The organism is Burkholderia sp. BCC0322, assembly GCF_902833045.1.
Classification (GTDB): domain Bacteria; phylum Pseudomonadota; class Gammaproteobacteria; order Burkholderiales; family Burkholderiaceae; genus Burkholderia.
Window position 1 is genome coordinate 108,321 of sequence record NZ_CADFDU010000008.1, and the last position, 21,560, is coordinate 129,880.

19 protein-coding genes are annotated in these 21,560 nt (G+C 67.7%); 3 read left to right on the top strand and 16 right to left on the bottom strand.

Translation table 11 applies throughout. The annotated features are described in order from the left end of the window. Nucleotides 1-78: 78 nt before the first annotated feature. The 7 genes from HWX39_RS22470 to HWX39_RS22500 form a co-directional block, all read right to left on the bottom strand. The gene (locus HWX39_RS22470) at nt 79-1,125 is read right to left on the bottom strand and encodes an iron-siderophore ABC transporter substrate-binding protein (protein WP_175970042.1); all 1,047 of its coding nucleotides are present in this window, start codon (nt 1,123-1,125) and stop codon (nt 79-81) included. After that, the gene (gene fhuF / locus HWX39_RS22475; protein WP_175970043.1) at nt 1,122-1,922 is read right to left on the bottom strand and encodes a siderophore-iron reductase FhuF; all 801 of its coding nucleotides are present in this window, start codon (nt 1,920-1,922) and stop codon (nt 1,122-1,124) included. Before fhuF ends, HWX39_RS22470 begins: the two co-directional genes overlap by 4 nt. Next, nucleotides 1,919-4,009, bottom strand: a complete 2,091-nt coding sequence (fhuB, locus tag HWX39_RS22480; protein ID WP_175970044.1) for a Fe(3+)-hydroxamate ABC transporter permease FhuB — start codon at nt 4,007-4,009, stop codon at nt 1,919-1,921. The genes fhuF and fhuB overlap by 4 nt, the downstream gene beginning before the upstream one ends. Beyond that, nucleotides 4,006-4,854: an ABC transporter ATP-binding protein gene (locus tag HWX39_RS22485; RefSeq protein ID WP_175970045.1), complete on the bottom strand. Its 849-nt coding sequence runs from the start codon at nt 4,852-4,854 to the stop codon at nt 4,006-4,008. Before HWX39_RS22485 ends, fhuB begins: the two co-directional genes overlap by 4 nt. Further along, a complete protein-coding gene (locus tag HWX39_RS22490; protein ID WP_175970046.1) occupies nt 4,854-5,861 on the bottom strand; it encodes a TauD/TfdA family dioxygenase in 1,008 nt (335 codons plus the stop codon). Before HWX39_RS22490 ends, HWX39_RS22485 begins: the two co-directional genes overlap by 1 nt. A 44-nt stretch (nt 5,862-5,905) precedes the next feature. After that, nucleotides 5,906-6,148 carry an MbtH family NRPS accessory protein gene (locus HWX39_RS22495; protein ID WP_011351933.1) on the bottom strand — a complete coding sequence of 81 codons (243 nt, stop codon included), beginning with the start codon at nt 6,146-6,148 and terminating at the stop codon, nt 5,906-5,908. Nucleotides 6,149-6,234: 86 nt separating this feature from the next. Then, entirely contained in the window at nt 6,235-6,891 is a 657-nt protein-coding gene (locus HWX39_RS22500; RefSeq protein ID WP_175970047.1) for an RNA polymerase factor sigma-70, read from the bottom strand. Nucleotides 6,892-7,195: 304 nt separating this feature from the next. Here HWX39_RS22500 and HWX39_RS22505 point away from each other — a divergent pair, with 304 nt between their 5' ends. Together HWX39_RS22505 and HWX39_RS22510 are read left to right on the top strand one after the other, a co-directional pair. Then, nucleotides 7,196-7,435, top strand: coding sequence for a hypothetical protein (locus HWX39_RS22505; RefSeq protein ID WP_175970048.1), 240 nt, complete (start codon nt 7,196-7,198; stop codon nt 7,433-7,435). Between the two features lie 46 nt (nt 7,436-7,481). Beyond that, nucleotides 7,482-7,619, top strand: a complete 138-nt coding sequence (locus HWX39_RS22510) for an HHHH-motif protein (RefSeq protein ID WP_011351930.1) — start codon at nt 7,482-7,484, stop codon at nt 7,617-7,619. A gap of 65 nt (nt 7,620-7,684) precedes the next feature. Here HWX39_RS22510 and HWX39_RS22515 read toward each other — a convergent pair whose 3' ends face one another. The 9 genes from HWX39_RS22515 to HWX39_RS22555 all read right to left on the bottom strand — a co-directional run bounded on the left by HWX39_RS22515 (nt 7,685) and on the right by HWX39_RS22555 (nt 20,639). Then, entirely contained in the window at nt 7,685-9,115 is a 1,431-nt protein-coding gene (locus tag HWX39_RS22515) for a calcium-binding protein (RefSeq protein WP_244135072.1), read from the bottom strand. Further along, entirely contained in the window at nt 9,112-10,143 is a 1,032-nt protein-coding gene (locus HWX39_RS22520; protein ID WP_175970049.1) for a fimbrial protein, read from the bottom strand. Before HWX39_RS22520 ends, HWX39_RS22515 begins: the two co-directional genes overlap by 4 nt. Next, nucleotides 10,140-10,886: a molecular chaperone gene (locus tag HWX39_RS22525; RefSeq protein WP_175970050.1), complete on the bottom strand. Its 747-nt coding sequence runs from the start codon at nt 10,884-10,886 to the stop codon at nt 10,140-10,142. The genes HWX39_RS22520 and HWX39_RS22525 overlap by 4 nt, the downstream gene beginning before the upstream one ends. Nucleotides 10,887-10,902: 16 nt before the next feature. Further along, entirely contained in the window at nt 10,903-13,356 is a 2,454-nt protein-coding gene (locus tag HWX39_RS22530; RefSeq protein WP_175970051.1) for a fimbria/pilus outer membrane usher protein, read from the bottom strand. A gap of 118 nt (nt 13,357-13,474) precedes the next feature. After that, nucleotides 13,475-13,987: a fimbrial protein gene (locus HWX39_RS22535; protein ID WP_069247917.1), complete on the bottom strand. Its 513-nt coding sequence runs from the start codon at nt 13,985-13,987 to the stop codon at nt 13,475-13,477. 205 nt (nt 13,988-14,192) lie between these two features. Further along, nucleotides 14,193-14,450, bottom strand: a complete 258-nt coding sequence (locus HWX39_RS22540; protein WP_175970052.1) for a hypothetical protein — start codon at nt 14,448-14,450, stop codon at nt 14,193-14,195. A 374-nt stretch (nt 14,451-14,824) separates the two neighbouring features. Then, nucleotides 14,825-16,282: an efflux transporter outer membrane subunit gene (locus tag HWX39_RS22545; protein WP_175970175.1), complete on the bottom strand. Its 1,458-nt coding sequence runs from the start codon at nt 16,280-16,282 to the stop codon at nt 14,825-14,827. Further along, on the bottom strand, nt 16,282-19,419 hold the full coding sequence (locus tag HWX39_RS22550) for a multidrug efflux RND transporter permease subunit (protein ID WP_175970053.1): 3,138 nt from the start codon (nt 19,417-19,419) through the stop codon (nt 16,282-16,284). The genes HWX39_RS22545 and HWX39_RS22550 overlap by 1 nt, the downstream gene beginning before the upstream one ends. Nucleotides 19,420-19,439: 20 nt before the next feature. Further along, complete coding sequence (locus HWX39_RS22555; protein ID WP_175970054.1) at nt 19,440-20,639, bottom strand: MexX/AxyX family multidrug efflux RND transporter periplasmic adaptor subunit; 1,200 nt, start codon at nt 20,637-20,639, stop codon at nt 19,440-19,442. 150 nt (nt 20,640-20,789) lie between these two features. Here HWX39_RS22555 and HWX39_RS22560 point away from each other — a divergent pair, with 150 nt between their 5' ends. Then, on the top strand, nt 20,790-21,437 hold the full coding sequence (locus HWX39_RS22560; RefSeq protein ID WP_175955436.1) for a TetR family transcriptional regulator: 648 nt from the start codon (nt 20,790-20,792) through the stop codon (nt 21,435-21,437). Nucleotides 21,438-21,560: the final 123 nt, after the last annotated feature.

Sequence of the window (21,560 nt, forward strand, 5' to 3'; positions counted from 1 at the left end):
GCGAATCGTGCCGACCGCAACGCCCTGCCCGTCGAAGCCGAAGCCGCATCGTCCGCCGATCGACCGCCGCGCACGCACTCAACTCACGGCCGGCAGCTTAAGCATCGTATCGGTCATCACGTCGGCCAGCTTCAGCGCCGACATCGGCCCGCCGAATCCCCAGATATTGCGTTCGACGAGCGCGATCCGGTGCGCCTTCATCGCGGGCACGAAGCGCCACACCGGCGAATCGAGTTTCGCGGACAGCGGCACCTCCATCCCCGATGCGGTCACGAACAGCACGGCCAGCTCACGCTGCCTGAGCAAATCGGCCGACGTCACGTACAACGTGCCTTCCCGTGTCGGCTTCTTCGGCCACGGATCGAGACCGAGCGCCCGCGCGAGGCCCGCCGACGTGCTGTTGCCCGTATAGGCCCAGTAGCGGTCGGGCAAGCCGAGATCCTGCAGCAGCGCGACGCGCTCGCCCTTTCTGCCCGCGGCCGCGAGCCGCGCCGCATTGCGCGCGATGCCCGCATCGAGCTGCGCATCGACCGCCTGCGCACGCGCGTCGCGCCCCGTCACCGCACCGATCGTCCGGAAGATCCGCCGCATCCAGTCGAGCTGCGTGACCGGCACGCCGCCATCGGACACGTTCGGGCTGAACTGGAACAGGATCGTCGGTGCGATCCGGTCGAGCGCGTCGAAGATCGGCGCATGCCGGAAGCCGACGCCGATGATCAGGTCGGGCTTGACCGCCGCAATCGCTTCGAGGCCCGGCTCCTGGCGCGAACCGATATCGGTCACGTTCGCGAGCCGGTCGCTTTGGTAGCCGAGCCAGCCCGGATAGAACGCGGTATCGGCCATCCCGACCGGCACGATGTCGAGCGCGATCACGCTTTCCGCGAACATGAAGTCGAGCGCGACCACGCGCTGCGGGCGCACCGGCATCGTCGCGCTCGCCTGGGACACGACGGGATTGCCGGCCAGCGACACCGCGCCCGGCGCACGCACGCCCTGCACGCCCTGCACGCGATGAGCGTCGAGGGTCGCGGCAACGGCGTGGGACCGTGCGCCAAGCGCGCCGCAGCACGCGGCGCCGAGCGCCGCGAGTGCGCCGAGCGCGTGCCGGCGGCCGGCATCCGTCACCGGATCGCGTCCTGCCCGGCCAGCGCCGCGTCGTCCATCGTCAGTAGCAGGGGGCAGCTTCCACACAGTTGCGTTTCTCCAGGAATTTCATAGCGCAGGCAGCACACGCGGCGCGCGCGAAACGGCGTCGGCAGCAGCGCCGAGCGCGGCACGGCATCGCGCACCGGCAGGCGCAGCGGATTCGGTTCGCCGTGCACGCAGTTCGAGCCGAACAGCCAGTCCGTATCCCGAACGGGATCGGCCGCGCATGGCAGCGAACGATACGTATCGAGCAGGTAGTCGAGCAGGTTGCCTGCGTTGCTCCACAGCACGCGCGGCGTGACGCGGCCCATCGCCGCGAGCGCGTCGATCACGGCGCCAAGATGCGAGACGAGCCCCGCATAGCGTGGCGCCGGGGCGTCGCACGGTTCGCCGAGCGCATCGTGCGGGAAGTACAGCGCGGCGGGCATCCCGTCGTCGAGCGCGACGAACGTGCGCTCGGGCGTCATGTCGAGCGGGCGGCCGAGCGTCAGCGCGGCGACGACGCCGGCCGGCGCCGCGCGGCCGAAATAGTATTTGCTCCATTGCGACATCAGCGCGCGCGCATGCTGCGCCGGATCGCCGCCGTAATGGCCGACCATCGCGTCGAGCACGATGTCGCGGTGCGCGGGCAACGCGCTGACCGGCACGATGATGCGTCCCGGCGCGTGCGCGTCGTCGGGCATGCCGAGCCAGACGACGTCGAGGTGTTCGGCGAACGGTTCGGGCGCGAACGCTGAAAAACGCGTGGCAGGCGCGCCGTCGAGCGCGGGCGTCATCGCCCTGCGCGCCGGGCGCGGCGCCCCTCGAGGATCAACAACCCGAGCAGGTACGGTGCGCCGATCAGCGCGGTCAGCACGCCGGCCGGCACTTCGCGCGGCGCGACGACCGTACGCGCCGCGAGATCCGCCACCCCGAGGATCAGCGCGCCGCACGCGGCTGCGAGCCACAGCCGCGTACGGTGCCGGCGCGCGCCGAGCATCGTCGCGACGTGCGGTGCCATCAACCCGATGAAGCCGACCGGCCCGACCGCCGCGACGGCCGCGCACGCGGCGAGCGTCGCGATCGTCAGCGCGAGCGGCCGCAGCGCGGCCACCGGCAGGCCGAGCGCGGCCGCCTGATCGTCGCCGAGTGCGAGCATGTCGAGCGGTTTCGCGAGCCACGCAAACACCGGCACCGCGAGCACGCACCACGGCAGCAGCATCGACACCTCGCCCCAGCTCCGGCCATAAGTGCCGCCGACGAGCCACACGACGAAACGCGCGGGCTGCACGCTTTCCTGCGTGATCAACCATTGCGCGAGCGTGGTCCACAATGCGCCGATCACGATGCCCGTCAGCGCCACCGCGAGCGGCGCGTAGCGATGCCGGTGATTCAGCGCGAGCGTGATCGCGAGCGACAGTCCGCCGCCGATCAGCGCGGCCGCCGCGAGCGTCAGGTGGCCCATCAGCGGCCACGTCGACAACGCAAACAGCGTGACCAGCCCCGCGCCCTGCGTAACGCCGAGCACTTCAGGGCCCGCGAGCGGATTGCGCACGACGCTTTGCATGGCGACGCCGCTCACCGCCAGCAACGCGCCGGCCAGAAGCGCGCACAGCAGGCGCGGCATGCGCAGGTCGATCAGCATCCGCGCGAGCGCATCGTGACCGGACAGCGCATCGGACCAGCGCGCGATCGACAGCCACTCGGGGCCGGCCGATACGCCGACCAACACGATCAGCACGCCTGCCGCGACGAACAGCGCGGTGCGCAGCGGCCAGCCGAGCCGTTCGAGCCAGCCCACGAGCCGCGTCGAGCCGCCGCCTGCCGCGCGTTCGCCATCCGCATGCAGCACGCCCGACCACGCGGCGCCGCGCCGGATCATCGCCAGCATCAGCGGCGTGCCGACCAGCGCGATCGCGACGCCGGTCGACAGCGTGGCGTCGAGGCCCGACGCGAGCACCGCGCTGTCGGTGACGAGCACGAGCGCACCGCCCGCGAGCGCGGACAGCGGCACCAGCACGCCAAGCCGCGCCGCGCGCGCGCCGCGCACCTGGCGCAGCAGGTTCGGCGCGACGAGGCCGACATACGACAGCGGGCCCGCGATACTGACGGCCACGCTCGTGAACGCGACCGCAACGATCGTCGCGGCGAGCCGCGTCGCATCGACGCGCACGCCGGCCGCGGCCGCCGCATCGTCGCCGAGCGTGAGCGGATTCAGCGGCCGGATCACGAACGGCAACGCGATGAGCGGCACGACCAGCCAGCGCGCGGCGAGCCCGAGGCCCGTCGCGCCCGGCTGGTAGAGGCTGCCGTTGGTCCACAGCGCGGCGCCCGCGATGTTCTGCTCGAAGAACGCGAGCACGAGCGTCGACAGCGCCGCGAACAGCAGCATGCACACGCTGCCCGCGAGCACGAGCCGCAACGGCGTCGCGCGCCAGCCGCCGGCCGCGACGATCGCGATTGCGGCGGCGGCCAGCCCGCACACGAACAACAACGGCACCGACGCGACCCCGGCCAGCGCCGGCACGAGCATCGCCGCGAGCAGGCCGAGCTGGGCGCCGCCCGTCACGCCGAGCAGGTCGGGCGACGCGAGCGGATTGCGCGTGAGCGACTGGAACAGCGCGCCGGCGATGCCGAGGCAGCCGCCCGCGACGAGCGCGGCCGCGACGCGCGGCAGGTTGAGGTCGAACAGGAACACGTGCGCGAGCGCGGCGGCATCACTGCCGGGCACGGCGTCCCGCCACACGCGCAGATCGGGGGCGACGCGCAGCGCCGCGAGCAGCGCGATCAACGTGACGAGGCCGAACGCGATCGCGCCGGCCCGGCCCGAAGCCGCGCCCTTCCCCGCCGCCGCGAGGCGCTTGCGCATCGCGAACGTCGTCATACGGCGAGATCCCGGTCGAAGACGCCGGCCGCCTGCGGCGCGCCGTCGGTTGACGGCCCGTAGGCCGGCACGCACATCGGCGCGCCCGTTTGCGGATGCGCGAGCTTCAGCATCTCGACGCCGAACGCCGCGCGCAGCCGCGCCGGATCGAGCATCGCGTCGGGCGTGCCCTGCGCGACGAGGCGGCCCGCGCGCATCAGCACGATCTCGTCACTGTACGCGGCCGCCTGGTTCAGGTCGTGCAGCACCCACACGATCGTCAGCCCGCGCGTGCGGTTCAGCGTGCGCAGCGCATCGAGGATGTCGAGCTGGTGATGGATGTCGAGATAGGTCGTCGGTTCGTCGAGCAGCACGATCGGCGCCTGCTGCGCGAGCGCCATCGCGATCCACGCGCGCTGGCGTTCGCCGCCGGACAGCGCACCGACGTCGCGGTTCGCGTCGTCGGCGAGGCCGCTCGTCTCGAGCGCCTCGTCGATCGCCGCATGGTCGGTGCGCGTCAGCCCGCGCAGGAAGCCGCCGTACGCATAGCGCCCGTACGCGACGAGCTCGCGCACCGTGAGGCCCGAAGGAATCTGGTTGAACTGCGCGAGCATCGTCAGCTCGCGCGCAAGCGCGCGACGGCGAAACGACGCGAGCGGCTGGCCGTTGACTTCGACATGGCCGGCACGTGCGGGCTGCAGGCCCGCGAGCGTGCGCAGCAGCGTGCTCTTGCCGCAACCGTTCGGTCCGCACAGCGCGGTAACGCGGCCGGCCGCGATCGACAGGTCCAGCCCGTCGATCACGACATGGTCGCGATACCCTACCGACAGCCCGCGCGCGGCAAGCGCGGCGGTACGACGCGTCATCAATCCTCCGTTCGGTCGCGCGGGACCGTATGACTCTGCGCCATCGCGACGACGACCTTGCGCGGCCCATCGAACGGGTCGCGCGCATGCGCGGTCAGCATGTTGTCGAGCATCAGCACGTCGCCCGTGCGCCACGGGAACACGATGCGCTGCTGGTCGAGCACGCCGCGGATCTGAGCGAGTGCATCGGCTTCGAGCGGTTCGCCGTCGCCGTAATACACGTTGCGCGGCACGTTCTCGAGCCCGACCGCGTCGACGAGCGCCTCCTGCATGTCGTCGTCGAGCGCCGACAGGTGAAACAGGTTCGCCTGGTTGAACCACACGCGCTCGTCCGTGCGCGGATGGCGCGCAACGGCCTGGCAACGTTCGCGGGTGCGCAGCAGCAGTTCGCCGTCGTCGCCGGTGCGCCACGTGCATTCGATGCCGCGCGCCGCGCACATCCGTTCGACCTCGGCCGGCTCGTCGGTGCCGAACGACTGCTGCCACGGCAGGTCGAGCCCCTGTCCGAAATTGCGCACGTACAGCAGCTCGCGCTTCTCGAAGCGCGCAACCAGCGCCGGATCGAGCGCGCGGTATACCGCGCGGCTGTCCGCGATCGGCGTCGCACCGCCCTTCGGGGCCGCGAGCGCGCAGTGGAACCAGATCCGCAGCGGCCATTCGCGTGTGTACGACTGCTCGTTGTGCAGCGGAATCGCACGGTGCGGCGGGTATTCGGTCGACGTGTAGACCGCGCCTTCGACCTGGCTGCGCGGCGTCGACGCATATTCATAGCCGATCAGCGGATCGCCGAACGACGCCGCGAACTGCTGGAACGCGTCGATCGACGGCACGTGAAAGCCCGTGAACAGCACGCCGCCCGCCCGTTCGAGCGTGTCGGCCGCGATCTCGCGCGCGAGCGGCGCGACGTCGTCGATCGACATCCCGTCGCCGCCGCGCGGCGACACGACGGTGGGCAGCCCCGGCTCGATACGCAGGTCGTCGAGCGTCGGCAACGAAAGCAGGGTCATGCAACGTCCTCTTCAGGTGGCGCGCCGGATCACGGCGCAGCGGGTCACGACGCGCGCGATGCGCGCTCGCCGTCCATCGCGCGGCGCAGGCTCGCGGGGCGCATGTCGGTCCAGACGGTCTCGATGTGCGCGAGACAGTCGGCTTTCGGGCCGCTCACGCCGATCTCGCGCCAGCCGGCCGGCACGGGCCGGAACGTCGGCCAGATCGAATACTGTTCTTCGTCGTTGATGACGACCGTATAGACGAGGTCGTCGGTGTCGGCGGAAGGCGTCGTGGCTTGCGTCATGATCGGAAATCGCTGAGGCGGTTGAAGGTGGCGAAGCGGCGGTGTCGGCCGCTCCTGTCTGTTAGACGATTGGCCGGCGCGGTTTTTTACCGGCGGCGTGCGCGGCCGCCCAGGAACACCGGGCACGCGACGCCGCGATGGCACGCGTCGAGGCATTCCGCGCAGTGGCGCTCCGCGTCGCGCACCATGAAGTGCACGAGCGTCTGCGACACGTTCAGCGCGCGCGCCGCAGTCTGCAGCGTTTCCTCGCGCAGCCGCACCATCTCGAAGGCGGCACGGCTGCGCGCCGGCAGGTCGTCGAGCGCGGCCCACACGCGCCGCAGCGTGTCGCGCGTCAGCAGCGCGGCTTCCGGCGTCGGCTCGGGCGACGGCACGTCGAAGCCGTCGTCCTCTTCCGTGTGATAGACGTTCTCGAGGCTTTGCCGGCGGCACGCGTCGATCGACGCATTGCGCACCATCCGCGTCACGTACGCGACCGGCTGGCGCACCGCGTCCTGGTTCGGGAATTCGACGAGTTTCACGAACACGTCGTGCACGACGTCCTCGGCGCGGCTCGCGCAACCGACGAAACCGCGCGCGACATTGACGAGCATCGCGCGATGAGAGATCAGCACGTCGAGCAACGCACCCTGCGCACGGTCCGACGCGGCACGGCGCGCACGCGGCGGCCGGTCGGAAAAATTGCCGAGGAACGGGTTCGCCGCTGCCGCCGCCGGTCGGTCGAGCACTTCCGCCATCGCCATCGATCTGCTCCGTCAAATTCCGAGATAGCGCAATTTAACGTAAACGCAAATCATTCTCAATCCGATTACGGGATGACCCTTTCGGTTGTCAGGATTTGTCTGAATAATCGATGAAACCGTTGCTCGGACAGATGGGACGGGGCCGCCAGCGGCGCCGCCCTGCGCGCACCGCCGGCGCCGCGCCGACGCGATCTTTCACGCGTCCGTCGAAACGCCTGTGCGTGTCATGGGCGGTAGCAACTTCTTACCACGTGAAATTTTGAGGGCTCGTACGATCGGGTTGCCGTTTCCAACGGAGAACGACATGAAATCCATCGTGTTATCCGCCGTCATGGCGGGCGTGGTATCGAGCGTGATGCTCACCGGCTGCGTCGCCTATCCGGCGCCGGCCGAAGTCACGATCGGCTGGCATGGCGATCGTTACTGGGACGGAAATCGCTACTGGGAGCGCCGCGACTGGGAGGCTCGGCATCCCGGCTGGCATGACGACCGGCGCGACGATCGCCGTGACGACCATCACGACGATCAGCGGCCGCAGTGGTAAAGCGCCGCCGCTTCCGTAGCCCGCCAATCAACAACAGGACCTCAACATGAAGACGCTACTCAAAACCCTGACCGTCGCGGCGCTCGCCGCCGCCGTGCTCGTGCCGGCCATCGCCGAAGCGCATCCGCACCGCGTGTGTCACTTCGATCATCACCATCACAAGATGTGCCGCTGGGTGCGGTAAACGAAACCAGGCGCCGGGGAACCGGCGCCTGGTTTCATCGCTTTACCTGCATGCAACCACGCGGGCTAGCGTGCGGCCGGCAACCGCAACCGGCATTGCGCCAGCCGCGCCGGGGTGACGGGCATGCGGCAGGCGTCTCGCCGCATGGCTGCGTTCGGCTTTGCCGCCAGCATGCGTGACGCCACTTTCGGCTGCGACGCCCGTACCCGCGATGCGTCCGCACCCGGACTCGCCGGCCGCAGTGCGCGCAGCGTCGCTGCATCGATGTGCACTTGCCAGAATTGCGGCCTCCCGTCGGGATCGTCTTCGCGATAGCCCTGCCCCGTGATGGTCTGCCCGTCGGGGCTGACGCCGATCACGCCGGTCAGATTCAGCGTGCCGACCGACAGGCCGGCTGCTTCGAGCAGCGCAACGAGGCTGCGCATACCGCTTTGCGGCGTCCAGACGAAGACACGCGTGCCGTCTATCTGCCCATTGCTGGATTCACCGATCACGACCCGCCCGTCCGTGCTGATCGACGACACGTAGCTACTGTTGTCGCCGTCGAGAAAACCGAGCCGCTGGATGGTGTCTCCGCCGTTCGTCCACAGCACGGCCTCCGAGTCGACCCGTTGCCCATCCGGCGTGACCACCAGGGTGCCGAGCGAGCCGGCGATCGTCCGTTCGTCTTCGGTCACGCCACTGGCTATATCCATTCTGGCCAGGCCCGTGTTGATCGTCGGCAACAGTCGTTCGCCGAATCGTGCTGTCCACAGGAGCGCACGCGAGCCATACACGCCGTCGACATTGCCGGCGAGCCCGGTTGCCGCATTCCCGGACGACGTCATCGACAGGAACTGCACAGCATAGTCGCCGCCCGGCGGCAACTCGCGGAAACCCCTCGGCTGGTCCCACATGAACCGTGCATACCGGCCGTCTGTCGTCGTGAAGCTGCCCGTCATCCTGGTGCCGGCGAGGTTCGCAACTTCGACCCATGCGCCCCGGCCCGCCGTATCCGGAACGAGTTTCTGTGTGCGACCGTCGCCCGGCCATCGCACCGCCCATCGATCGAGGTTGCTGCTGTCCGCCTGGAGCGCGCTGATCGAACCGCCGATCACCTGGCCATCGGCCGACACCGTCTGCGCCTGCGAGTCGTAGGCGTTTGCCGGCGCGGCCAGCCTCTGCCAGCCCGTCGCCGCCGACCACGAAAAGGCCATCGAGTTGCCGGGCTGCGCTTCACTCCAGTAGGAACCGATAATCGTCTTGCCGTCCGCGCTGACGGCATAGCCGTTGTAGCGCATATTGCGCGGCCCGCCCAGGTCGCCGATCACGGTCAACGAATAACCGCCGGCCGAAACCGTCTGTGCGTGAACCGAACTCATCGCCGACACGGCCAGCACGGCCGCAACGATACCGCGTCTCAGATGCATCCCCTTCTCCTCCGTCAGTTCGTCAAAGCAAATCGGGGGCAGCGGTGTGTTTCGCGACGCACGCCCCTCATGCCAGGCAACGCTCAATACAGAAAAATCCGGATCGTCGCCGACGCGTCGAACCGCCCGATCTTCGGTGGTCCGAACGACTTGAGCACCGCGTCGAGCAACACGGTCTGGTTGGCGACGTTGGCCGGAAACTGCGTGAGCGTGAATTGCTTGTTGAATTCGATCGGCTTGCCCTGACTGTCTTCCAGGCCGATGCCAAAGTTGCTCTTGCTTTCAGGCACCAGCAGGCCGTTTTGCACAGTACCCTTCGTCGCTTCGAAGTAACCGTCGACGCGCACCGGAATGCTGCACTTTTTGGTCAGAGACAGCGAAAACCGCTTGCGCGGCACGGCCGGCAGGAACCCGTTGCCCGAGGCCTGCACCTGCCCGAAATTCACGATGCCCGGCTCGGGCGTGACCAGCACGTCGACCGTACAGGGTGTGGGCTTGAGCTTCTGCAGCCCGCTCAGCTTGTAACGGAAACTCCCTTTGCTGTTCAGCCCGTACTTGCCGTCGAACTGGAATACCGCGTAGATGTCCGACGGCGGTGCCACCCACGCTCCACGCTTGCGCACGACGACCTGGTACGCGATGCTGATGGGCCATTTCTTGCACAGCCCGGCCTCCACCTCCCGATCGCTCTTGTTGCAGGCTTCAACGGAGCGGTGCGTGTCGATGCCGTCTCCCGGCTGGCTGCTGCGCCCGTAGTAGTCCTGGCCCTCGAAGCGAATCCCGACTTCCAGCCCCCACGCGACCGGATTCTGCTTCTCAGGGTTGGCGTAAAAGTAAATCTGCTCGTCGAAGTACTGCAGCCCGTTGGCGATGTCCTTGTAGCAATAGCCGGTGGTCGTGCGCGGCGGCGACACCCAGATCACGTAGCCGTCGGGGGCGTCGGTCGGATACGACGCCACGTTGCCGATCGACTCCGTCAGCGACATGCCGCCGCCGTCCGCGACACATTTCAACGCCCATGCCGGCTGCGCAAGCGCGACGAACAGCGCGAGCACACACCACCGGAGCCACTTGGGCGTCCTCGTCGTCACGCCGCTTCGCATGCCCCCGCTCATTTCTTCACGCTCCTGCACGCACCGGCCTCACACGCGTACTCCACCGCCACCTGGCCGCCGTAGTCGTCCACGTGCGTGACGAACAGCGTCGTCGGCGTCGCGGCCTTGAACGGCACGTCGGCCGTGCTCATCGGGCTCACCATCACCGGCTCGAGCGGCACATGCGTCTTCTGCGCCCCCGAAGCCAGGCCGACGATCGTGATGTGATACGGCGTCGGATTGTCGAACACCAGCGTGTGCGCGGCCGGATCGACCCGCAACGTCATCGGTAGCGTCCAGTCCTCGTCGCGCGCCGGCTGCACGGCCTTCGGCCGGTAGAACAGCTTCATCTGCGTATGCAGCGCGATCTGCAGCGTGTTCGGCGTATCCGTCTTCGGCGGCACTTCGCGGATGTTCAGGTAGAACACCGATTCGCGATCGGCCGGCAACTCGGTGCCCGGCAGCTTCGCGATCCGCAGCACGTTGCGCTCGTTCGCCTCGACGCGCTGCAGCGGCGGCACGACCATCAGCGGCGACGTGATCTTGTTGCCCTTCGCGTCCTCGAGCCACGACTGCACGAGATACGGGTACGTCGTGCTCTTGTTGGTGATCGTGACGATCGCGGCCTGTTCGCCTTCGTTGAAGATCACGCGCGTGCGATCGGGCACGATCGCCGCCTGCGCGGCGCCCGCGAACAGCACGCCGGCGGTTGCGAGCACGCACCCTGCGCGCCGCGGGAAGGAAAGGGAGAAGGAATTTTTCATCGCTGGATCCGTGAATTCATCGTTCGACCCGTGCGGCCGCTGCATGCGACTCGCCGGGCGTCTGGCACGTCACCGGAATCGGCGTGCCTTCGAGTTGGAGCTGGTTCGGCAGCGTGTCGATCGTGCAGAGCGTGCGTTCGCCCGCCCGCACCGCCAGCGTGGATTTCGGCTGAACCTGGGTCAGGAACGCCGCACCGCCCTCGCCGACGATGCCGAGTTCCTTGCCGTTCGCCACGTCCTGCACCGATGCGCCGAACGGCAGCGGCTTGCCGGCCGGGTCGGTCAGCGTCAGGTACAGGTTGCTGCCGCGCGCGGCGGAAAACTTCACGAAGCCGATCGCGCCGTCGGTCAGCACCATGCGCTGGATCGGGTTCGTCACCTGCACTTCGAGCGGCAGCTTTTCGACGTTGACGGTCGCGTCGTACACGTTGTACGGCGAGATCCCGTCGAGCACCGCGTAGCCGCGCGAATCGGTACGCGAGAGCGTGCCGGACAGCGGCACATCGGGCACGCCATCGGTCGACACCAACAAGCGCGTATCGCCCGCATTGCCGTTCGCGTGTGCCGACACGCCGTATTGCGTCGCGACGAACGAGCCGTCGACTTCGAGCGAGGCGGCCGCGTACGCATTGGCGAGCGTCGACGCCTGCGCGGTCAGCTGATACGCCGACGAGCGCTGGCGGTAGCTCGCGTTCGCCGACGCGCGTCCATCGGTCGCGCCCGCGTTGATCTGGTAGGTGCGGCCATTCGGATCGTCGTAGATGTAGCCCGCGTTCACGCTCGTGCTGCCGCTGCCCGTCGTCAGGTTCGACGTGACCGTGTGGCGGCCGCCGATCGGCAGCGTCGCGGTGACCGAGACCTGGTTGCCGCTTGCACCGGCGCTCTGCGTGCGAAACGCCGACACGCTCACGTTCAGGTTGCGCAGCGTGCCGATCGAGAACGCGCGCGTCAGCGTGAGGCCCACGCGCTGCTCGTTCGCACGTTCCCAGTAGGTCGTCTGGTCGTACGAGAAATAGGTCGATGTATCGCCGAAACGCTTCGACAGCGTCGCGGAGTAGCGCTGCTTGCTGTTGGCAAGGCCGTACGCGGTCGGGTCGCCCGAGAACTGCGCGAAGTTCGTGTACTCGCGCTCGGAGAAGCGATAGCCGAAGAAGCGCACGTCGGCATCGAGCCCGTCGAAGTGCTTCGAATAGTTGATGCGGTACGAGTTGCCGTTGCGGGTCGCGCCGCTCCACCACAGCTTCGCCCGCGCATGCGTGATGTCGGCCGACAGCGCGCCGAACGCGCCGAAATCGCGGCCCAGGCCGAGCGCGATCGACGTATAACCCGACGCGGCGATGAAGCCGCCGTACGCCGTGACGTCGAACGGCAGGCCGTAGGCGATTTCACCAAAGCCGAAGAACGGCGTGATGCCGGCGCCGCCGAACTGTCGCGGCTTGCCGACAGCGGCCTTGTAGCGCAATTGCCCGGCGCGCGCGAGGAACGGCACGGCGGCCGTCGTCACCTGGAAGCGCTGCACGCTGCCGTCCTCTTCCTCGACGGCGACGTCGAGCGTGCCCTGCACGCTCGTATTGATGTTCTGCAGCGCGAACGCGCCCGGCGACACGCGCGTCACGTACAACACACGGCCTGCCTGCGAAACCGTCACGGTCGCGTTGGTGCGCGCAACACCCGAGATCAGCGGCGCATAGCCGCGCAGCGAAGGCGGCAGCATGCGGTCGTCGCTGCGGATCGACGCACCCGTCAGCGCGAACGTGTCGAAGATGTCGGAAGTCAGGTAGTCGTCGCCGAACGTCACCGTCGACTGGATCGACGGCAGCGCGCGAAAGGCATAAAGCCGGCTGAAGCGGAACGTGCGGTCCGCGTAGGCCGTATTGCCCACGTTCGATTGCGCCTGGTAGTCGCCGCGAAAGCGCCATGCATCCCAGTTCGCGCCCACCGTCCCGTAGGCCTGGATCGAATTCGTCTGGCTGCCGCCCGTACCGAAGTTGCGGTTCGTGTTCGCGATCACGCGATAGTCGAGCATCGCGCCCGGAATCCCTTCGGACCAGCGCGACGGCGGCAGGTAGGTCGTGTCGGTGAACTCGAGCGCGGCCTGCGGAATCGTGATCTTGAGCCGCCCGTCGCTTTTCAGGTAGCGCACGGTCGCCCCCTCGATCGCGCCGAGATCGACGCAACGTCCGCCCTGGAAGCGCGGCAGGTCCTTCAGGAGCGACGGCTTCAGCCCGAACTGCGCGACGAGTTCCGGCGGCAGGCACGGCTTGCCCGCCCCCGATGTGTCGACGGCGATGAATTCGATCGCCTGCAGCCCGTAGAACAGGTCGTTGACCTGCACGTCGAGCATGTACTCGCCGGGCAGCGTGAAGTCCGCTTGCGAGAACTGCGACAGATCGACGTTGTTCGAGCCGTCGATGTTCAGGAACGACGCATTGAATTCCGTCGCATGGCTCTGGCTGCTGACAACCAGCACGGAGACGCAAAGGAAGGAATGTCTGATTCGCACGCGGCGCTACCGGAAGTCCAGGGATGGGGAAAAGGAGGCAAAACGAACGAGGAAGGGTGCGCGCACCCTTCCCCGGTACGGCGGCTTACTGGTAGCGGACGGTGAAGTTCGCGACGCCTTCGGCGGTACCCGGCGTCACGCCGGCTGCGGTCGCTTCGTACATGGCCGCGAAGCGTGCGATGTTCGTGCCGTTCTGCAGCACGGTCGGTGCCTTCTGCTCGGCGCCGTTGTCGAGGTATTCGCCCGACGCTGCCTGCAGGCGGATGCCGACGTTGGTTGCCGAACCGATCGTCGCGAGCAGCTTCGGCTGGCCTGCGCTCGACGTGCCCGTGAACGTGAAGTACGCGTTCTGCGCGACGCTCGTGTCGCAATCGGTCAGCTTGATGTCGAAGTTGGTCGGCGTGGACTTGTCGCCAGCCTGCTTGAACACGTTGGTCGGCACCTTGCCGAGGTTCACGGTCTGGTTGACCGAACCCGAATCGATGCCGCATGCGCCCGCGACGATCTCGCCCGTGAAGTTGATCGTGCCGGTGCCCGCTGCGAAGGCCGAGGTCGACAGGGCTGCGAGTGCGACAGCGGTCAGGAGGGATTTTTTCATGACATTACCCGTAAGGAGTGCAAATGGAGTAGATGACGTGGCGGACACAAACGGCAGCGCATGGTTGGCTTCCGTCCGTCACGAGGCCGCATTATCGAGATAATCGTGAAAGTTTTTTGTAAATCATTGTCAAATGCTTCTGACAATGTTCGATTTATCCCTCTAAACCCATACCACTTCCCACCCGCTTTCAATCCAGAGATTTTTATCCGCAGTCCTTTTTTATTCTCTGGAAGCGATTGAAGATTAAAGATATTTTCGATCGGCAGTCGCCACCCACCTGCTCCCCCTTGCTGGCATTGGCTCCATACAAATCATCCGGGAAAAAGACAAAATCTTGTCCAACGCCGCCATCGTTGCCTGACGACAACGCCAATATCAAATCATTTTCAACAAACAGGAAATTAAATCGCAACTCAATCAATATGATTCTTTCGCGCAAACGATTGCGATGCGAATACAAACGTTTTACCGCGACATTTTGCCGCCCTCATTATTTCCAATACGTGGTTAATTCGATTGTCAATTCAGGATCGTAAGTCGCACATATGCACGGTCGCCGGAACCAGACATCCGGACCGCATCGCATGGGAGAAAGAAGCCGAAATGACCCGCACACGTTTGCGCGGGATGGCGACACGAGCGGTCGCAAGACGAGGGCTGTTCCGGAACGTGTACGTGCGCGTTGCGGCAGGATGACGAACGTCCTGGCCGGCCTGTCGGTGGGGAACGCTATCGCTGGAACAGCGGTATGGATCGAAGGAAGCGGCGGCGGCACGTCGAAGCGTACCGCCGCCGCCATGCCGCCAGGGGCGTTGTCGCGTCAGGCGACGGGCATTACGCGGAAGCCGCGGCCTCCGCCGACGCCGGCGACCAGCCGCCGCCGAGCGCACGGTACAGCGTAATCGCATTCGCGAGCCGGAGCTGCTTGAGCCGGATCAGCTCCTGCCCCGACTCGTACGTGCTGCGCTGCGCGTCGAGCAGTTCGAGATACGTCGCGACACCGCCCGCGAAGCGACGCTCCGCGAGCTTCAGCCGCGCGCCGTCGGCCGCATGGACGTCCTGCTGCGCGCCAAGCTGGCGATCGATCCAGTCGCGCGCGGCGAATGCATCGGCCACTTCGCGGAACGCGGTCTGCACCGTCTTCTCGTAATCGGCAACCGCGATGTGCTTGCGCGCGTTCGCGACATCGAGGTTCGCGCGATTGCGTCCGCCCGCGAAGATCGGCAGCGTGATGCGCGGTGAGAACGTCCACACGCTCGTGCCGCCGGTAAACAGGCTCGACAATGCGTCGCTGACCGAGCCGTAGTCGCTCGTCAGCGTGATGCGCGGGAAGAACGCCGCGCGCGCGGCGCCGATCTGCGCGTTGGCAGCCTTGAGCCGCGCCTCTGCCTGCCGGATGTCCGGCCGCCGTTCGAGCAGCGTACTCGGTGCGCCGGGCGCCACCGGCGCGATCGACAGCGTGTCGAGCGCGGTCGTGTCGCCGGGTGCGTTGCGCGCGAAGTCGCCCGCGAGCAACTGCAACGCCCGCACGGACTGCGCATGATCGCGCTGCAGCGCGGCCTGCGACGCGCGCGCGGATGCCACCAGCATCTCGGCCGAGCGCAGCTCGATCGCATCGCTCGTGCCGGCCGCATAGCGGCGCTGCGTGAGCGCGGCCATCCGTTCGCGCGCATCCAGCGTGCGCTGCGCCAGCGCGAGCTGCTCGCGCAGCGAGCGCTCCGACACATAGGCGAGCGCCACGTCGGCGATCACGCCGATGCGAACCGTGCGTTGCGCGTTCGCCGTCGCGAAGTATTCGGCGAGTGCCGCGTCGGACAGGCTGCGCACGCGGCCGAACAGGTCGAGCTCGTACGCGCTGACGCCGACGCCCGCGCGATACAGCCCGCTGATCGCGCTTTCGCGCACGACCGGGTCGTACTGCCGTGCACGGTCGTAGCCCAGGTTCGCATCGACCGACGGCATCAGGTCCGCGCGCTGCACGCCGTACAGCGCACGCGCTTCCTCGAGACGGCCGGCCGCGACCCGCAGGTCGCGGTTGTTCGCGAGCGCCGCATCGATCCACGCCTGCAACGCGGCGTCGGTAAAGTAGGCGCGCCAGTCGTCGAGCAGCGCGGCGGCGTCGGGCGACACCTCGGCCGCCGGCGCGGCACTGCCGTCGACCGGCGCATAGGTCGACGGCACCGGCGCCGCCGGCCGCTCGTAGCGCGGCGCGAGCGTGCAACCGGCCAGCGCGAGCGCGGCGGCCAGCGCAACCTGAACCCGCAGCGCGGCGCGTGCATTCAGCGCAAACATCATTGAGAACCCTCCATCGTCGCCGGCTGCGCCCCGCCGCGCCGGCGCGGGCCGACGTCGAACAGGCGGCCGACGATCACGAAAAACAGCGGGACGAGGAACACCGCGAGCACGGTCGCCGTGATCACGCCGCCGAGCACGCCGGTGCCGATCGCCATCTGCGCGCCGGACGCGGCGCCCGACGCGAACGCGAGCGGCAGCACGCCGACGCCGAACGCGAGCGACGTCATCACGATCGGCCGCAGCCGCAGGCGCGCGGCCTCGAGCGCCGCGTCGACGAGCGACATGCGCTGCGCGACCAGGTCCTTCGCGACTTCGACGATCAGGATCGCGTTCTTCGCGGACAACCCGATCGTCGCGATCAGCCCGACCTTGAAGTAGATGTCGTTCGGCATCATCCGCAGCGTGACGCCGAGCACCGCACCGATCACGCCAAGCGGCACGACCAGCATCACCGCGAACGGGATCGACCAGCTCTCGTACAGCGCCGCGAGCGCGAGGAACACGACGAGCACCGACAGCGCGAACAGCATCGGCGCTTGCGCACCCGACAGCCGCTCCTCGAACGACTGCCCCGACCACGAGAAGCCGGTGCCGGCCGGCAGTTTCCCGGCGAGCCGCTCGATCGCGGTCATCGCCTCGCCGCTGCTGTGGCCTGCCGCGGCCGAGCCGTTGATCGTGAACGACGGATAGCCGTTGTAGCGCGTGAGCTGCGGCGGCCCCATCGTCCAGTGCAGCGTCGTGAACGCCGCGAGCGGCACCATCTCGCCATGCGTGTTGCGCACGCGCAGCTTCTTCACGTCCTCCGGATCGAGCCGGTGCAGCCCGTCGGCCTGCACGACCACGCGCCGCACCTGCGTGCCGTGCATGAAGTCGCCGATATAGTCGGAGCCGAACATCACCGCGAGCGTCGTGTTGATCTCGTCCATCGACACGCCGAGCGCGGACGCCTTCGCGCGATCGATGTCGAGCTTCAACTGCGGCGCGTCCTGCGTGCCGGCGAACATCAGGTCGGTCAGCGCCGGATCCTTGCGGCCTGTCGCGAGCAGTTGCTCGCGCGCGGCGCTGAACGTCGCGTAGTCGAGCCCGCCGCGGTTCTGCAAACGGAAGTCGAAACCGCTCGACGAGCCGAGATCGGGCAGCGCCGGCGAGTTCATCGCGAACACCGTCGTGTTCGGCGTGCTCGCGAAGCGCTCGTTGATGCGCGCGACGATCGCCTGCACGTGAGTGTCTTCGCGCTTGCGCTCCTTCCAGTTTTTCAGCGTGACGAAGATCATCCCGCCGTTCGGCCCCTCGCCGTACAGGTTGAAGCCGCCAAGCGCATACGTGAACGCGGCCGGCTCGTCGCGGCGGATGGCCGACTCGACCTCCCGCACGCTCTGCATCGTTTCCGCGAGCGGCGTGCCTTGCGGCCGGATCACCATCACCATGAAATTGCCCTGGTCCTCGTCCGGCAGGAACGCGGTCGGCAGCTGCGTGAGCATCAGCGCCGCGGCCGCGGTCAGCGCACCGTACACGACGAGCCAGCGCACCGGCTTCTTCAGCATCGCGCCGACGCGCGTCGCATAGCGCTGCGTCGAGTGTGCGACGAAGCGGTTGAACCAGCCGAAGAAGCCGCGCTTCTCGTGATGGTCGCCGGACACGGGCTTGAGCAGCGTCGCGCACAGTGCGGGCGTCAGCGACAGCGCGAGGAAGGCCGAGAAGCCGATCGACACCGCGAGCGACAACGCAAATTGCCGGTAGATGTTGCCCACCGCGCCGCCGAAGAACGCCATCGGCACGAACACCGACGTCAGCACCACGGTGATCCCGACGATTGCGCCGCTGATCTGCTTCATCGCCTTGACGGTCGCGTCGTAGGGTTGCAGCCCCTCCTCGACCATCAGCCGCTCGACGTTCTCCACCACGACGATCGCGTCGTCGACGAGGATGCCGATCGCGAGCACCATCCCGAACATCGTCAGCACGTTGATCGAGAAGCCCGCCGCGTACATCACGCCGAACGTGCCCGCGAGCGCGACCGGCACGACGAGCGTCGGGATCAGCGTCGCGCGCAGGTTCTGCATGAACAGGAACATCACGAGGAACACCAGCACGCCGGCCTCGATCAGCGTCGTGACGACCTTGTTCATCGACACGCGCACGAACGACGACGTCTCGTACGGGATCTGGTACTTCACGCCCGGCGGGAAATACGCGGACAGCTCGTCCATCGTCGCGCGCACGCGCTTCTCGGTGGATACCGCGTTCGAGCCCGGCGCGAGCTTGATGCCCATTCCGGTCGCGACCTTGCCGTTCACGTACGACGGATAGTTGTAGTCGTTGCCGCCGAACTCGACGCGCGCGACGTCGCGCAAATACAGCGCGGAGCCGTCGGCCTGCGTGCGCAGCGCGATCGCGCCGAAATCGGCCGGCGTCTTCAGCGGCGCATCGGCGAACACGGTCGCCGCGATCGGCGCACTGGCCGGCACCGCGCTGCGGCCGATGTCGCCGATCGTCACGCGCGCGTTGTGCGCGCGCACGGCCGACGCGATATCCGACGCGGTGAGGCCGTGCCCGGCCATCTTCACCGGGTCGGGCCAGATCCGCATCGCGTACTCGGCGCCCCAGAACTGCACCTTGCCGACACCCTCGACGCGACGCAGCGCCTGCACGACGTTCGCCGACGCATATTCGCCGAGCTGCACGGCGCTCATCCGTCCGTCGTCGGACGTCAGCGACACCACGAGCTGAATGTTGTCGGCGGCCTTCTCGACCTGGATGCCGTCGCGCCGCACCGGTTCGGGCAGCCGCGCCTCGACCGTTTTCAGCCGGTTCTGCACTTCGACGGCCGCGAGGTCGGCGTTCACGCCCTGCTTGAACGTCAGGTACAGCGACGCCATCCCGGCGCTGCTGGTGGCCGACGTGTACATCAGCCCCGGCGCGCCGTTCATTTCGCGCTCGATCAGCGCGGTCACCGATTCCTCGACGACCTGCGCGGACGCGCCCGGGTACGTCGCATAGATGCTGACGACGGGCGGCGCGATGTCCGGGTACTGCGCAACGGGCAGCGCGCGGATCGCGAATGCGCCGCCCAGCATGATGAAGATTGCGATCACCCACGCGAAGACGGGGCGATCGATGAAGAAACGTGCCATGGTGGTGTGATGTTAACCAGTCAGGTTTGACGGGCAGCCGCCTGCGAAGCGGCCGCTGCCGGCGCTGCCTTCGACGGCGGCGCCTTCTCGACGGGCTTGACGGCCGTATCGGGCGCGAACTGCGCGGCGTTGTCGACGATCACGCGCTCGCCGCCCGCGAGGCCGCGCGTGATGCGCCAGTCATGGCCGCTCATCTGGTCGGCGGCGACCTCGACGTCCTTGACCTTGTCGTTCGTGCCGACGACCCGCACCGACGTGCGCTCGGCCGTGCGCAGCAGCGCATCGCGCGGCACGAGGATCGCCCGCTGGTCGACCGCCGTGTCGAGCGCGATACGCACATACGCGCCCGGCAACAGCTCGCGCTCCGGATTCGGGAACAACGCGCGCATCGCGACGGTGTCGGTGGTCGGATCGACCGCGAGATCGCTGAACAGCAGCTTGCCCTTCAGCGGATACGCGGTGCCGTCGGCGCGCAGCAGCGTCACCGCGATGTCGTGCTGCGCGATGCCCGTCGCACGCCCGCTCTTCACCGCGCGGCGCAGCGCGTCGACATCGGCGGCCGGCTGCGAGAAGTTCACGTAGATCGGATCGAGCTGCTCGACGGTCGTGAGCGGCGTCGCCTGGTCCTGGCCGACGAGCGCGCCTTCGGTCACGAGCGCGCGCCGTGCGCGGCCCGCGATCGGCGCGGTGACGGTCGCATAGTCGAGTTGCAACTGCGCGCGTGCGAGCTCCGCCTTCGCGGAAGTCACGCCGGCCTTCGCCTGCGTGTCGTCGGCAACCGCCTCGGTATGGTCGCGTTCGCTCACCGCGCGATCGCGCACGAGATCGTCGTAACGACGGCGCTTGTCGCTCGCCGCGAGCGCGGCGGCCTGCGCCTTCGCGAGCGCGCCCTGCGCGGCGTCGCGCGCGGCCTTCAGCGGCGCGGGATCGATGCGGAACAGCACCGCGCCCTGCTTCACTTCCTGGCCTTCCTCGTAGGTGCGCGCGGTCACGATGCCCGCGACCCGCGCGCGTACTTCCGCCTGCCGGTACGCTTCGAGCCGGCCCGGCAATTCGACGGTCATCGGCACGGCCGTCGGGCGCACCGTCACGACCGTTGCCTGTTTCGCGGCCTCCGGCGCGGCGTCCTGGTCGCCCTTTCCACATCCGGCCAGGGCCAGCATGGCCGCCAGCGCGAACGGCGCCAGACGGTGGCGCAACAGGGAGCGATTGTTGTTCATGTGTGACCTCGGATCGTTCGCCACCGATAAAATGCGGCGGCTCAGGGTGGCCGATTATAATCAGTCACGACTGATTAAATACACACCGCTTCAATCTGACCGTCACACTGTCTCAATAAAACGACAGCGAACTGTAAGAAATTTTAGGACATGGCCCGCAAGACCCGCGAAGAATCGCTCGCCATCAAGCACCGAATCCTCGACGCCGCCGAGCTCGTGCTGCTCGAGAAAGGCGTGGCGCAAACCGCGATGGCAGACCTCGCCGAGGCCGCCGGGATGTCACGGGGCGCTGTCTACGGCCACTACCGCAACAAGATGGAAGTGTGTCTCGCGCTGTGCGACCGCGCGTTCGCGCGCACGTCGGAAGGCTTCGACGCGGGCGACGGGCTGCCCCCGCTCGCCACGCTGCGGCGCGCCGCATCGCACTATCTACAGGAATGCGGCGAGCCGGGCCCAATGCAGCGCGTGCTCGTGATCCTCTATACCAAGTGCGAGCAGAGCGAGGAAAACGGCGCGCTGCAGCGGCGCCGCATGCTGCTCGAATTGCAGATGCTGCGGATCACGAAGGCGCTGCTGCGTCGCGCGATCGCGGCCGGCGAAGTCGCCGCCGATCTCGACGTGCACCTGGCCGCCGTCTATCTCGTGTCGCTGCTCGAAGGCGTGTTCGCATCGATGATCTGGACCAACCGGCTGCGCGGCAACCTGTGGACCGACGCCGAGGCGATGCTCGACGCCGGCTTCGACACCGTGCGCACGTCCGCCGCCTTGCGCATCCGCGCGCACAAATTGCCGGACTGACGAAAATTGTCGTAATAAATGCTGATTTAACCCGATTTACCGCACCGCGAAACGAATGAGCTGACCCCCTTTAAAATTTTTAACGTTTCGCGGAACATCGGTAGACTGACGCTGTCATCTTTC